This window comes from Pararcticibacter amylolyticus (assembly GCF_003130405.1).
GTDB classification, from domain to species: domain Bacteria; phylum Bacteroidota; class Bacteroidia; order Sphingobacteriales; family Sphingobacteriaceae; genus Arcticibacter; species Arcticibacter amylolyticus.
Genome location: NZ_QEAS01000002.1, coordinates 70,359 through 84,224, shown reverse-complemented (window position 1 = coordinate 84,224; position 13,866 = coordinate 70,359). Strand labels below are relative to the sequence as shown.

General features: G+C 45.3%; 11 protein-coding genes and 1 pseudogene. 3 read left to right on the top strand and 9 right to left on the bottom strand.

Going from position 1 to position 13,866, the window contains the following annotated elements:
- A pseudogene (locus DDR33_RS02805) lies at positions 1–936 on the bottom strand (glycine-rich protein); the annotation flags it as partial.
- A gap of 134 nt (positions 937–1,070) precedes the next feature.
- On the opposite strand from DDR33_RS02805, the gene DDR33_RS02800 reads away from it, so the two are divergent.
- On the top strand, positions 1,071–1,283 hold the full coding sequence (locus DDR33_RS02800) for a GNAT family N-acetyltransferase (protein ID WP_109414249.1): 213 nt from the start codon (positions 1,071–1,073) through the stop codon (positions 1,281–1,283).
- Between the two features lie 169 nt (positions 1,284–1,452).
- On the opposite strand, the gene DDR33_RS02795 is transcribed toward DDR33_RS02800, so the two are convergent.
- The gene (locus DDR33_RS02795; RefSeq protein ID WP_109414248.1) at positions 1,453–1,818 is read right to left on the bottom strand and encodes a winged helix-turn-helix transcriptional regulator; all 366 of its coding nucleotides are present in this window, start codon (positions 1,816–1,818) and stop codon (positions 1,453–1,455) included.
- A 124-nt stretch (positions 1,819–1,942) separates the two neighbouring features.
- On the opposite strand from DDR33_RS02795, the gene DDR33_RS02790 reads away from it, so the two are divergent.
- Positions 1,943–2,737 (top strand): SDR family oxidoreductase, encoded by a 795-nt coding sequence (locus tag DDR33_RS02790; RefSeq protein ID WP_202913639.1) that lies wholly within the window; start codon positions 1,943–1,945, stop codon positions 2,735–2,737.
- A 20-nt stretch (positions 2,738–2,757) separates the two neighbouring features.
- The gene (locus DDR33_RS02785) at positions 2,758–3,081 is read left to right on the top strand and encodes a nuclear transport factor 2 family protein (RefSeq protein WP_109414247.1); all 324 of its coding nucleotides are present in this window, start codon (positions 2,758–2,760) and stop codon (positions 3,079–3,081) included.
- A 151-nt stretch (positions 3,082–3,232) separates the two neighbouring features.
- On the opposite strand, the gene DDR33_RS02780 is transcribed toward DDR33_RS02785, so the two are convergent.
- The 7 genes from DDR33_RS02780 to DDR33_RS02750 form a co-directional block, all read right to left on the bottom strand.
- Positions 3,233–4,375, bottom strand: a complete 1,143-nt coding sequence (locus DDR33_RS02780; protein WP_109414246.1) for a TlpA disulfide reductase family protein — start codon at positions 4,373–4,375, stop codon at positions 3,233–3,235.
- A gap of 24 nt (positions 4,376–4,399) precedes the next feature.
- Positions 4,400–5,602 carry a TlpA disulfide reductase family protein gene (locus DDR33_RS02775; protein ID WP_238387642.1) on the bottom strand — a complete coding sequence of 401 codons (1,203 nt, stop codon included), beginning with the start codon at positions 5,600–5,602 and terminating at the stop codon, positions 4,400–4,402.
- 56 nt (positions 5,603–5,658) lie between these two features.
- A complete protein-coding gene (locus tag DDR33_RS02770; RefSeq protein ID WP_109414245.1) occupies positions 5,659–7,101 on the bottom strand; it encodes a RagB/SusD family nutrient uptake outer membrane protein in 1,443 nt (480 codons plus the stop codon).
- A 32-nt stretch (positions 7,102–7,133) separates the two neighbouring features.
- Positions 7,134–10,571, bottom strand: a complete 3,438-nt coding sequence (locus DDR33_RS02765) for a TonB-dependent receptor (RefSeq protein ID WP_109414244.1) — start codon at positions 10,569–10,571, stop codon at positions 7,134–7,136.
- A 291-nt stretch (positions 10,572–10,862) separates the two neighbouring features.
- On the bottom strand, positions 10,863–11,990 hold the full coding sequence (locus DDR33_RS02760) for a FecR family protein (protein ID WP_109414243.1): 1,128 nt from the start codon (positions 11,988–11,990) through the stop codon (positions 10,863–10,865).
- 200 nt (positions 11,991–12,190) lie between these two features.
- A complete protein-coding gene (locus DDR33_RS02755; RefSeq protein WP_109414242.1) occupies positions 12,191–12,754 on the bottom strand; it encodes an RNA polymerase sigma-70 factor in 564 nt (187 codons plus the stop codon).
- Between the two features lie 117 nt (positions 12,755–12,871).
- Complete coding sequence (locus DDR33_RS02750) at positions 12,872–13,561, bottom strand: HAD family hydrolase (RefSeq protein ID WP_109414241.1); 690 nt, start codon at positions 13,559–13,561, stop codon at positions 12,872–12,874.
- Positions 13,562–13,866: the final 305 nt, after the last annotated feature.

The window sequence follows — 13,866 nt, the reverse complement described above, 5'->3', positions numbered from 1 at the left end:
AGCTTTCGCACCGGGATATTTTTTCCCTACGGTGGTAGGAAAATTACCTGAAGTGCCATCAGTTAGCCAGCCGCCACCGCCGCTGCCAAAATACGAATATCCACCATTACCACCAGTCCCCCCGCCAGTTACCGTTGAAACAGCTCCGGGGGCGGGAATACCAGGCCCTCCATTTTGTGTAATTTCTCCGGGGCCACCCTCTACAAATTTGGTATTGGAAGTGGAATTGGAACAGAAAGCTCCCCCACCACCACCAGCAACGAGTAATGGTGTACTACCGCCCTTTACCACCCAGGAGCCACCACCACCGCCGCCGCCACAATTAGAGTACGGCTCCCCCTGTCCACCGACAAGGATAGTCAATACATCGCTCGGATTCACTGCAAATGTCCCCTTCATATATGCGCCATTCCCACCCTTCACATTGTTTGAAGATGGCCCGGGAGCGGTACCTCCCTGTGCTCCGTAAGCTTCAATCGTTATACTGGTTACTCCAGCTGGAACAATAAATGTCTGAGTGCTTCCGGTATAAGCAAAGTTTATTAATGGTAAAGTAGTAACCGTCTGTTCATTTCCATAAGTAGTACCGGAAGCAGTAGTAGCGTAGCCTCTAACGTAATAGGTAGTTCCTGGATCTAACCCTGTTATATTATAGCTAAAACTGCCGGTTCCTGCGCCATTGGTTGACTTGTTGTTTGAAATAGTTGGTGTTGGGGTAGTTGACCAGCACAGACCTCTTGCCGTAACGGCAGCATTAGAACTTTGTATAGTCGCTCCGCTGGTAACCGAATTACCAGTAGTATTGGCAGTTATCGGATTTGTTGTAACTGAAACTCCGGATCGATATTGTACGGCCTGCATCGCAGGCAAAAAAATTTGCGCTCTCAGTGGAGAACAGATGAAAAATGAGAGCACAATGATTAAAATTCTCTTCATAGACTGTTGTAAGTGTGGTAAATGATATCTTTTGGGTATCCTGGAGAATATAAGAAAACTCATATTTAATGGGTTTTATTCCCTATTTAACAGATTTTACGAATAACAAAGCGACAAGGTTTCAAGAATAGACGATATTCTTCATTAACGATCATGACCGGGGAAAAGGTTATGGAACCAGTTTATTTCAGTTTATGAAGGAAAAAACAGGCCTGACAACGGTGGATGTTAATGAGCAAAATAATCAGGCTATCCGTTTTTATGAGAAGCTGGGGTTCAGAAAGATCGGAAGATCTGAGAAAGACAGTTCAGGAAAAGATTATCCGATTATCCATATGAGCCTGTAAAGCAATCTGATGTTCAGCCATTCCGGAATCTTGTATAATTGATTACCATGATATTATTTAAAGAGGATACAAATCCCCCCTCTCTCTGCAACCCATAAATCAAAGAAATTAAAAACGCCTAAAATCATAGGATTTGGGCCGTTTTTGTTTTTAAGGTGGTTTGAGATCTTTAGAAGGTTAGTTCATTTTTCTTCAAAATAACTCTTCGCAGCCGCTCCTGATGCTCGTCACCCCAGATACCGATTGATTGAATCAGGGGAATGAGTGTTTTGCCAAAGTCGGTCAGATGATATTCGACCTTAGGCGGCATTACTGGATAGATGGTCCTGGTTACCAGCTCATGATCTTCCAGCTCTTTAAGCTGCACATTAAGCACCCTCCGGGTAGCATCAGGTATCTTCCGCTGCAATTCGCTTGGCCGTAAATGGCCTTCATGAATGAACCATAGTATGCGGATCTTCCATTTGCCATATAATACCTCACCAACCAGGTCAAGGCCGCAATTAAGCGATGGGGCAATCTTTTTCACGTACATAAAGCAAAGATACGATCACCTCACTATGTGGGCAATAGGGATAAATTTATCCCTATTTGATTCGTAAGCCCGTAATTGTATAGTAGCCATGTACTGCTGAGATTTGCATAAAACAAAAACGTAAATGAAAGAGCAAATCGATTACAGTAACGAATTATCGGGTAAGATAGCGCTGGTAACAGGCGGCACAAAGGGCGCCGGAAAAGCAATCGCCGAACGCTTAAAGGCAGCAGGTGCAACAGTGGTCATTACGGCAAGGAACAAACCTGATCAGGCAGATACAAACCTTCATTTTGTACCCGCAGACCTCAGCAAGGCAGAAGATACGCAAAAAGTAATCAGTGAAGTGCTGTCAACCTTTGGCAGGCTCGATATCCTGGTAAACAACCTTGGTGGTTCGTCAACACCCGCCGGGGGATTTTCAGCATTGAATGATGAAGATTGGATATCAACGCTGCAGGCTAACTTACTTGCTCCTGTCAGGCTCGACAGGGGATTTTTACCGCAAATGATTGAACGGAAAAATGGGGTTATTATTCACATCGCTTCCATCCAGGGCAAACTGCCGCTATACGATTCTACCTTGCCGTACGCAGCTTCAAAAGCGGCTTTGATCAATTATAGTAAAAGCTTATCGAATGAAGTTACACCTAAAGGTGTCCGCGTGCTAACTGTTTCGCCCGGATGGATAAATACATCAGCATCGATAGCATGGTTGGGCGAAATTGCAAGAAATGCAAATAGTACAGTAGAAGAAGCTCAGCAAGGTGTCATGGATGCATTGGGTGGAATACCTTACGGCAGACCCGCCGAACCGGAAGAAGTAGCCGAACTGGTTGGTTTTTTGGTTTCACCAAGAGCCAATTACTTAACAGGAACAAATTTCGTCATTGATGGCGGAACCGTACCGACTATTTAAAAACCAAATAAATAAAAATCATGGAATTACCACAATTAGTTGCGCAATTTGTAGAGACGCAAAACACTTACGACAGCGAGGCTTACGTAACCTGCTTCACCGAAACCGCCATAGTTCATGACGAAGGCAAGACCCACTCCGGCAAACAAGAAATTCGCCAGTGGATCGAAGATGCGAATGAGAAATACAGGTCTGTCATGAAACCGCTTCAATATGAAGAGTCGGGCTCGAACGGGGTGTTAACCGCAGAGGTTTCAGGCACATTTCCCGGCAGCCCGATCGTGCTGAAGTTTCATATGGGACTAAAGAACGGTCTTATCGATTCATTGAAGGTTACCGGATAAATGCCGGACTAATAAGAACACCAGGACAAAACGATAGAAAAACCGCCTGACCCGGGCAGGTGGTTTCCGTAATTCGAAGGTAAACTTTTGGCATGTATAAACTATGTAAAGTACAGAAGAGGTGTTGAACCTCTTCTGTCATGTGCTGATCCTAATTTTTCCCAATAAAGCGGGTCAGTGTGTTTTGGAGTTCTTCTCCGCGTATATTGGTAGCAATGATCTTTCCATCGGGATTGACCAGAAAATTCTGTGGAATGGCCCTTACAGAATAAAGTGCTGCAGCTTCGTTCTTCCAGCCTTTAAGATCCGACACCTGCGTCCAGGTTAATCCATCGTCGTGAATAGCTTTAATCCATCGATCCCTGGCACCCGGCTGATCGAGAGATACGCCGAGCACTGTAAAGCCTTTTGATTTATATGCAGCGAATGCTTTCACAACATTAGGATTCTCCGCCCGGCACGGTCCGCACCAGCTTGCCCAAAAGTCGATCAGCACATATTTACCTCTGAAGTCCCGCAGTGATACCGATTTGCCAAGCGTGTCTGTCATAGTAAAATCGGGTGCTATCGCCCCCACCGCCGTTTTCTTCATGTTCTTTAGCTCCTCTGCGTAAGCCACTCCTGCCCTGCTTGATTTCACTGATGCAGAAAGTGAATTAAACAAAGGTTCGACCTCAGCCACATCCGGCACTGATCCAGCTAAATCTTTGATTGAAAATAAGCTTATCAAAGACCCCGGATGACTCTTAATATAAGTTTTGTAAACCGCCTTTTGTTCCCCTTCCAGCGCTTCGTAACGTTTTTGAAGTGCGCTGGTGAACTCTTCCGACTTCTGTTTTGCCTCAGGGGCATTTGCATACTCTTTCTGAATTGCCGCCATTTTTTCATTGACCGGCTTAAGCAGATTTTTTAAAACGTCGTTATCGGTGTTTACCGGCCCACCCGCAACCTTCGCGTTCTGCAAGGAATCTGCACCCGATACACTGATCTTACCCGGCTCAAGATAGAGCTGCAGCATCGGCAGGCCACGCCGGCGAATCCCCGACCCCTCCGGATTAATGATCAGATAAGAACTGAGTGGTTGCTCAATTGTTCCGGAGAACATAAAGGCGCCGTTCTTAATAATAACAGAATCAGTAGCGGCTCCTTCCTTTGTCTGATAATAAAGATATGCTTTCGCTGTTTCAGGCAGCGGCGCCAGCCTGCCATTCAGGACATACTTTCCGTCCTGCGCCATTAATAAGCCGGGGGCGGCACACACGACGGCACTCAGCCATTTAAATCTTAACTTCATAGTATATTTAATTTAAATTCAAGATCAGTTATTAAATATTTCGGCCAGCTTTTTATCCATTGCCTCATCATTCTCCCCTCCGCCACCATAGCGGCCGATGATCACTCCATTCTTGTCGATTAGGATTTTTGTAGGAAGCGAATGAATTCCGTATCCTTCGCTAATATCGTTCGACCTGTCATATCCCGAACTGGTTCGTTTCAGGCCTCTCAAAATGTGCTTCCATACGCCTATTCCGTCCTTTGCCACTGCTTTTCGCCATGCCTCCTGATTTCCATCGTCGTCTGAAATACCAATTATCTCCAGGCCCTTATCCTTATAATTGCTGTATAACGACAGCAGGTGCGGGTTTCCTTGCCTGCAAGGCATGCACCAGCTTGCCCAGAAATCCAGTAAAACATACTTTTTACCTTTAAAATCTGCCAGATTCAATAGTTTTCCGTCAATATCGGTAGCGGTAAAAGATGCAGCAACAGCGCCGGGGGAGCCTGCCTCCATCTTTTTTATCTCCTCAGCAATTGCTTTCCCGTAACTGCTCTCCTTAATGCGGTCAGAAAACTTTTCGTAAGCTAACCGGGCTTCCGAAACAGGCATATTGGAGGTCATATAGCGAAAAGCATAAGCGGAATAGTAAGAATCCGGGTGCGATTTAATGTAGTCACGATCAATGCGCGACAATTCTTCGTGATAAGGGTTCATTTTGTCTTTCACCGCATTTGCCTTCATCTTGAGTGCTTCCTGTTCTGCCTCGGGCTTCTTAGCCTTCATTGCCTCAATATAAATTTCATTTGCCCGATTATAGTCTGCAAGTATAGGTTTAAGCTTTGTCATCACATTTTCTTTCAGAGTCTCAACTTCCTTATACTCATTCTGAGTCTTTGAGCCTGTAAGCCTAAGATTTCTGAAATCCCCGGCCGTGAGTTCAAGACTCATTTTGCCCGGCTCAAGAAAAAGGCTTGTTGAATTGGGATCGTCCATAGACTGGCTTTTGACGGCTCCGGCAATATATGCCATAGTGGGCGCTGTCAGCGTTCCTTTAATTTCAAATGCTCCGTTCCTGATAGCAGCGCTATCTTGTTTAAAACCATTTCCGGACTCATAATACAGCTTGATCTTACCGGAATTCTGACCTTTAATCTTTCCCTGCAATACGAAAGGACGATCCTGCGCCTGCATCTGCATCACGCCGGTGAGCAGAAGCACACTAAAAACGATTTTTTTCATCATGATAATCAAAGAGGGCCTGATGACTGTTCGCCATCAGGCGGGTTTATTTTTTTAAGTTAATTGGCACTGTAACCGGTATTTTGCTCCCCGAAAGCCGGATTATTAATAAATTCTGATCGTGGGACCGGCAGTATATACTGCTTCTGACTTCTGATAGTTGGCTTTAGTTGCTGTACGGTGGCAAAAGGCAGACGCAACAGCGCCATCCATTCACTTCCGTCCTCCCCCACGAGATTTTTCGATATCTCCTTATAAATCTCAAGCAAAAGTTGCTCCGGAGTAGCTGCCGATTCAACAGCGAGGTATGCTTTATTATTGGATGTGGCCGTAATATCCGACTTTGACTGAATCAGATGTACCAGAGCCCTGGCATCTGTAAGGCTGCCTCCCGACCTTACGATAGCCTCAGCCTTAAGGAGATACACTTCCGTGAGGCGTATGGCATAATCGGTCTCTGATATCACGGAAGGAGGCTGGTTCTCCTGCTGGTATTTTGTAAAATACCAGGTATCAGGAGAATAGGCAACATTAGCGTTCACAGAACCGACGACCCAGCTTCCACGGGGATCCCCTTCATAAAGGTCTCTCAAAGCCTTTTTTGCAACGTATAAAGCAGATGCTCCCGGCCAGTACTGACGGCTTTTTGAGTAAGGATCGGAAGTCTGGAGCGCCTGCGGCTTCAAACCAAGAATTATCTCCTTGCTTTCTAATCCCTTCTGCCTGAAAAGATCCTGGAGGCTTGATTCTAATGTATATGTTCCGTGCTCTATAATTTCGTTGGCGAGATTGATAACCCCGGCATAATCGCCGTTGCCGCCCCTGCTCATCAGCACCCGCATTTTCATTGCCATGGCTGCCCATTTGGTAGCATAATAGTTTGGATTAGACGCAGGCCCGTTTTTTATCGCCTCATCAAGGTCCTCCACTATAAAATCGTAACTCTCTTCTACTGAGCTTCTCTTCTTGCTGATAGTCGGGAGGGTAGACAATTTATCCCGCAGCAATACCCCCTGGGTGCTATTAATCTTATACCATTCGGCATAATAACTCAACAGCTTAAAGTGCGAATAAGCCCTGATAAACTTCGCCTCTGCGATAATTTCCTGTTTCCTGTTCCCGCTGAATTTATTATCCGGGAGATCAGAAACCCCTTCTATAACGCCGTTTGCTGCATTAATGGCCGCATACGACTCTGCCCAGTAATCACCGGCATTATTCTCGTTTATATTGTCTTCCGCATCGAGCGAACCGAAGCCATACCCCAGGTAACCCGCCATCATACCGGGTATGATCTGATGGTCCTGCCAGTCGGTCCTGATATTTGTTGCATTCGCGAATTTGTAGTAGGCGCCGTTAAGTGCAATCTGGGCAGTGGCCTGATCGAGGATGGTATTGCCTTCTACTTTCGCATTCTTAGGTGGTGCACTGAGTTCTTTTTCACACCCATAGACGCCGGCAAGTACCAGGGCTATGACTATTAATTTATATGCTGTTTTCATCTCTGTTCTGAAAGTTATATTGTTTTCCTTTGCTATAAACCCAGGCGGATCCCGATACTGAACTGCCTGACATAGGGATAACCTCCCGAGTCGCTATAGCCACCGATCAGACTGTAAGGATCATTACTCGTTTCCGGATCCACCCCTGGATAATTGGTTATCGTAAACAGATTGGTGGCAGAAATGTAAGCAGAAGCGCCTGATAAATGAAGCCTTTCTGTTACTTTTTTCGGCAATTGATAACCGAATGTCACAGATTTTAGCTTAATGAAAGAAGCATCGTATACGTTATTACTAGCCACATAAGCATATGAACTTTGACCGAGAAGCAAACGAGGCCTGCTGGCATCCGGATTTTCCGGCGTCCAGCGATCAAGGATGCGGACTCCCTTGTTGGTTGTCTGTGCCATATCCATGTTGTTAGCATCCGCCAGATAAAGGATGTCCCCTCCGTAGGAGAAGGTAGCCATTGCCGTAAGACTAAAATTCCCCAGGTTCAGCCTGTTGGTGTAGCCCCCATAAAATTTCGGTTCTGCATTACCGATCACATCATCCAGGAAATAAGTAAACCCTGCATTTCCCATGTAATTGTCTTGAAGCAAGTAACTGGCGTCGCCAATGCCCGCGTATGTTCCGGCAAGGACGAAGCGTTGCTTGTAGGCGTCAACCTCCTGTTGGTTCGTCAGTATTTTATCAAACACACGTCCGTACAGAAGACCAACTGCATCCCCAACCTTCAGCACGGTATTTCCGAACCTGTATACATCTCCGCTTTCCGGATTTGAAAATTCCGGCGATAACGCGAGCACCTTCGAGCGATTGCCTGCGACATTTAAGGAGCCGGACCATTGAAACTTTTTACCCCTGATAAAGTCGCCGCTCAACTCCAGTTCCAGTCCCCTGTTTCGTATTTTGGCAATATTTGCCGTAACGTTACTAAAGCCTGAACTTTCGGCAACTTTAGTAGGAAAGAGGACTCCACTTGTTGTTTTTTCATAATAGCCAAAACCTCCGCGAAGCCTTGAATTAAAAAATGCAAAATCAATACCAGCGTCTTTTTGCAGCGTTGACTCCCACTTCAGGCTGTTATTCCCCAATTGAGCAGGCGAAAGACCGTTTAATCCGGCGTAAGATACTGGTGAGTACAAGGTGTAGAACAAGTTATCCGCAATGTTCTGGGTACCTGTGTAACCGGCACTCGCCCGTAGTTTTATGTCGCTGATCCAGCTCACATTCTTTAGAAATGTTTCCTGGGAGATTCGCCAGGCAACGCCGGCTGAAGGGAAATAACCCACTCTGTTAGTCTTTGGAAACTTCGAAGATGCATCTGAACGCCCTGTGAATGTGAACAGATATTTATCCATGAGACTATAGTTGGCGCGGGCATAAAAACTAAGCAGGGAGCTCTGGTCAGAAACGCCTGTCCCGGGCAAGGTAACCGCAGCAGAGGAAAGATTATTCAGGTAATCATCGTCGGGGAAACCCTGTCCGCTCGCGGAAAATGAATTTGACTTTGTTATTTGCCACGACGTTCCTGCAAGAATGGTCAGGCGGTGATTTTCATTGAACTCCTTGTTCCAGGTGAGTGTATTTTCAACAAAAGTGTTCACCTGTTGTGACTGCGCCTGAGTGGCGGTTCCATTATTAGAACTTCCTGTACCATTGGGGGTAGCAATGGCGACTGTGCTCGGTATGTAGTTGTTCTGCCGGTAATTCCGGTAGTTAACTGCCACGGATGAGCGGAACTTCAGATCCTTCATGATATCGTACTCCCCAGCAAGGCTTCCGATCAAAAAGATCGTATTTGCCCTGTTAACGCCCTTTGTTAACAGAAGAGGATTCTGAAAACCCTGGTAAGCATAGGCGCCGATAGAGGCCGGATCAAAGATCTTCACACTGCCGTCCGCATTATAAGGATCTACTGTCGGAGGCGCAAATAATGCCTGCGTATACAGTCCGTTGGTAATGTTATTGGTGGTAAAACCATAGTCAAGGTTAGTGTTAAAACGCAGCCTGCCGGTAATATCATTATCCAGACTTACTTTCCCGGCAATTCGCTGATAGTCGGTACCCAATACTGTACCCTCTGTCTTGTTGTAGGCAAGTGAAGTATAATAACGGGACCCTAAGCCTCCTCCCCTTACAGAAATGTCGGCATTTTGCGTCAGGCCTTTGCGTAACACCAAATCCATCCAGTCAGTGCTGATGCTTCCAAAATATTCAGGATTATCAAGGATCTGCGTTGCTGTGCCGTTAGGCGTCATGTTGAGAGCCTTGCGGGCATCGTTTAGATTTTTCGCAGCCTCCTTTACAAGTAAGATATACTGGTCTCTGTTTAATAGCTTTTCTTTCTCAGCCTTATTCAGTCCCGCATAATAATTTGCTTCCAGCACTGGTTTCTGGTTGGTCTTTCCTTTTTTTGTCGTGATGATTACCACGCCGTTTGCAGCGCGGGAACCATATATAGCCGTCGCTGAGGCATCCTTGAGGATATCGATCGACTCGATATCATTGATATTCAAACCGCCGAGACTATTAAGTCCCCTGGCAAACGAACCAGAGACCGTCGAATTGACGTCATCCTGGCCAATGCGTTCAGTCGGGCTTACCAAATCTGCAGCCGCCTGCTGATACTGGTTCTGTACCTGCATCTGCACACCATCAATGATATACAGGGGATCGTTCCCGCCTATGAGCGAAGTTCCACCCCTGATCCTGATCCTCGGCACTCCGCCGGGCGATCCGTCTGCCTGTACTACCTGTACACCGGCAGCTTTACCAGTCAGTGCCTGATCAAGAGTAGCAAAAGGGACATCTCTTATTTCTCCAAGATCAACAGAAGCTACCGAACCTGTCAGGTCCTTTCGTTTCGTGCTGCCATACCCAACCACCACAATGTCGTTCAGCTTATTGACTTCCGGATTAAGCCTGATGATCAGCGATGGCCCGGCAGCAACCTCTGCATGCTGATAACCGATATAAGAAATCACAATAATACTTTGTTCGTCCGGAGCGATTAACGAAAATCGGCCTTCACGGTCAGTAAGAGTCGCCTTTGCGCTTCCCTTTACTTTTACACTGGCGCCAGGAAGCGGCATTCCCTTTTCATCCACGACCTGCCCTTTTACATCAACTCTGCGAAACACGGCGACGGCCCTTTCAATGAAAGACGGACTTTCCTTTTCCTTCAGAACGATTGTTCTGCCATTCAGTTCAAAATCAATGGGCTGCCCCTTCAGTGCCTGGATCAGTGCCCTTTCCAGCGATACATTGCGCAGACTGACTGTTACAGAGGTGGCCCCCTCAAGCAATCCGTCCCGATAAATAAAAGTATACTTGCTTTGCTCCCCTATTTCTTTCAGCACAGTCCGCAACGAAGCGTCTTTCATTGACATGGTGATGGTCTGAGCTAAGCCGGTGGCACTCACCTGCATAAGGGATGCAAGCAAAATAATAACACATAAGCGCATAACAAGCCAGAATTTTCGCAGTAGCCGACTTACTACCGCTGATTTCACGGAATTAATTCTATACATTTGCAGTAATGGTTCTAATGCATGGCCCGATAGCGGTCAAACTGAAGGCCCTGCAGGTTAAGCTTTAATAAAATAATTAAGGGAGCCAGACACGTCGGAAGTGAGCCTTCACTTCCGATGTTTTTCCCTGAGATGCCGGGCTGTTACGTTGGTATATCTTTTTTCATTGTCTGAGATTAGTGTTAAACATTCTGTTACTTACCGGGATTATCAAGCTGCTTCTGTTCAGAAGAAAGAAGAAGCTTCTTTTACTGTAATCGTTTTACCCTTTATTTCAAATTCTACTCCGCCCGATTTTTCGAGCATTTTCAAAACCTCCGATAAGCTCTCCGAACTGGGGATTGAGCCTGTATAGGTCTCAGTAACGGGCTCCCCGCTATATTTCACATTCACATTATACCATCGGCCAAGCACATTCATGATGTTCCTGATTGGTTCCCGTTCGAACATAATCATTGAATTCTTCCAGGCAACAGCAAGAGACGTGTCGGCATCAAGAACTTTCAGCCCGCCATGTGTTGGCACGGCCCGCTGCCCGGGACGCAGCACCTGGCAACTGTTGTTGCATGTAACAGCCACAGAGCCTTCAATCAGTGTTGCCGACTCCTGCTCTCCCTGATAACTGCGAACATTAAAATGGGTACCAAGGACTTTAATCTCCTGCTGTGGCGTAAGCACAATAAAGGGATGCCTGGCATCTTTAGCTACTTCAAAATACGCCTCTCCGGATATCGCTATCTTTCGTGAGGGAAGCGATTTAAAGCTTGCAGGAAATTCCAGTGAAGAACCTGCATTCAGCCACACTTTGCTGCCGTCGGCAAGACTGATCATCACCGATTCGCCCTTTGCTGTACTCAGCAGGTGTGTCTGTCCAGGTGGAATTCCCTCAACATCTGATATCTCATATTTGAATTGTCCATTGCCGGTCTTGCTAACCTTTATTCCTCCCGACGTATAAGCAGATCCTTTTGGCAAATCAGAAAGAATGAGTTTTCTTCCACCGGCAAGTGTTAATGTTGCCGAACTTCTTGCCGCGGGAACGTCGTTAGCATAGCGTACCGATATATTATGTTGACGATAGTTTTTATAAAAGAATAAACCTGCAGAACAGATCATCAGCAAAGAAGCGGCCACAAGCCATCGCCGGCCTTGCCAGCCATGACCGCTCTTCCTTCGGATTTGCTTATTGATCGACGTAAGCAGCAAATCTTTATTTTCGTTACTCAGATCCTCGTACAGGCCAGTCTCACGCTGAAATGAATTAAACCAGGCATTATATAAGAGAATTTCCTCCTGAGAAGCTTCTCCAAGTCGTATTCTTTTCGCAAGATCTCTAAATTGTTCCCGGTTCATCGCGTTTTTCTGATATTATTTATGTTGTAGACACATGAAACTAGAGGATGGCCCAAATAAAAATTATTTTTTTTCTAAAATTGATCCGGGAGTAGGCTTGTGGGTAGAAACAAACAGGCAAAACATTAAATAAGAATAAAAAAATAGAAAATCAACGGCAATAGGCATCCTTAAAAGAAAAAAGACAACCTGCAGTGTGATCAAAAAAAGAATAGGCAAACAAAGCGGGCAATAGAAGTGCGGAGCTTCTTTAATGAAATATTGATTTGATTTCTAACGGTCTTCTCGGAAATTCCGAGTCTTTCGGCAATTTCCCTGTGGCTCAATTGCTCATTGCGGCTCATCCGGAATATCTTGCGTGCTGTCTCGGGTAAAGTTTCCGCAACCTGCTCAATAAAGGCCTTCAGCTCTTTTAGCTCCAGGTAACTCTGCTCTGTGCTTAGCTGAGTTTCCGAATTGCCAAAATTGTTCAGCACTTCCTCGCGAAAGCGTCCGTCGCGAATCACGTTCAGCATTCTGTATTTTACAGCAGTATAGAGGTAAGCTTTAAGGTTGGGGATTTCTATTACCGAGCGCTTCTGCCACAACCAGACGAACACGTCCTGTACAATATCCATACAGATATCTTCATCTCTCAGTACATTATAGGCAGCACGATAAGAATAGTTAATATAACGCCGGTAAATTTCAGTAAAAGCGGCATGGTTATCGTCTTTCAACAGAGATATCAGTTCCTGATCATCATACTCCGAATAATTGCCCATATTTGCGCCCCCCGAATAGCTTCCAAATTCAATAATAATAAATTTACAATAAATTCAAAAGATATTTATCGGGTTAGCAAAAAAAGCGCCGCTTCTTTCCACCCAATACCGTCATTCCTATAAATAATTCAGAATACTGTCAATGCTGTTCAGTTCTATAAAGCTATCGTGTTTCAGATTGTGTTCGTGTTGTTCGTGTGTCCATGTTACATGGTACGGAATGTGTCCTCCATAACCGCCAAGCTCCAAAACAGGCAGTATATCCGATTTAATGGAATTTCCCAGCATCAGGAAATTTTCGGGCTTGCAGTCCAGATGTTCTAACAGCTTTTGATAGTCGCTTACTTTCTTATCGCTCATTATCTCGATATGATAAAAATAGCTTTCTAACCCCGAATTTTTCAGTTTACGTTCCTGGTCTAGTAAATCGCCTTTGGTAGCTACTATTAATCTGTATTTGCCTTTCAGCTGTTCCAGGGTTTCAGGAACGCCTGGTAATAATTCGATTGGCTTTTGCAGGAGTTCCTGTCCTATAGCTATGATTCTGTCAATCAATTCCAACGAAACGGTACGGTTGGAAATCCTGCTTGCAGTTTCAATCATACACAATACAAAACCTTTCACTCCGTAACCATACAGATGCAGGTTCTTCATTTCGGTTCTGTACAACTCCTGTGAAACCGAATGCTGGGGCAGATAATTTTCAAGTAACTGACAAAATTGTTTCTCTGCTTCCTGAAAATAAGGTTCGTTTACCCACAAGGTATCGTCTGCATCGAATGCTATTGTTTTTATGTGGTTTTTCATTCTTTACTTTTTTCTTTTGAAAAGACAAAATTCCACAGAGGGATGAACAAACCAAGGACATTTGTCCCGGATATTAGATATTATGAACAAACCTCCCCGTACTAACTGAAAAGTGTTCCCCAATCGGCTGCTCCGCATAATTACATGAAAAGGTTCCCGCCATGCCCGGAACCTGGATCTTCTTTTGTTTGCGTAATCATGAAATGTCAGTCAAAAACCAGATCAGCTCACAAGTAAAACCCCGCCATGGTTATTTGCGGCTGACCGGTGGTGGATCCATATCCTAAAAAGGATGCCTGAAAATG

Excerpts from the sequence above, each read along its gene's own strand:
- DDR33_RS02795 (WP_109414248.1), bottom strand. The coding sequence starts at position 1,818 with ATGTACGTGAAAAAGATTGCCCCATCGCTTAATTGCGGCCTTGACCTG.
- DDR33_RS02790 (WP_202913639.1), top strand. The coding sequence starts at position 1,943 with ATGAAAGAGCAAATCGATTACAGTAACGAATTATCGGGTAAGATAGCG.
- DDR33_RS02785 (WP_109414247.1), top strand. The coding sequence starts at position 2,758 with ATGGAATTACCACAATTAGTTGCGCAATTTGTAGAGACGCAAAACACT.
- DDR33_RS02780 (WP_109414246.1), bottom strand. The coding sequence starts at position 4,375 with ATGAAGTTAAGATTTAAATGGCTGAGTGCCGTCGTGTGTGCCGCCCCC.
- DDR33_RS02775 (WP_238387642.1), bottom strand. The coding sequence starts at position 5,602 with ATGATGAAAAAAATCGTTTTTAGTGTGCTTCTGCTCACCGGCGTGATG.
- DDR33_RS02770 (WP_109414245.1), bottom strand. The coding sequence starts at position 7,101 with ATGAAAACAGCATATAAATTAATAGTCATAGCCCTGGTACTTGCCGGC.
- DDR33_RS02765 (WP_109414244.1), bottom strand. The coding sequence starts at position 10,571 with ATGCGCTTATGTGTTATTATTTTGCTTGCATCCCTTATGCAGGTGAGT.
- DDR33_RS02760 (WP_109414243.1), bottom strand. The coding sequence starts at position 11,990 with ATGAACCGGGAACAATTTAGAGATCTTGCGAAAAGAATACGACTTGGA.
- DDR33_RS02755 (WP_109414242.1), bottom strand. The coding sequence starts at position 12,754 with ATGGGCAATTATTCGGAGTATGATGATCAGGAACTGATATCTCTGTTG.
- DDR33_RS02750 (WP_109414241.1), bottom strand. The coding sequence starts at position 13,561 with ATGAAAAACCACATAAAAACAATAGCATTCGATGCAGACGATACCTTG.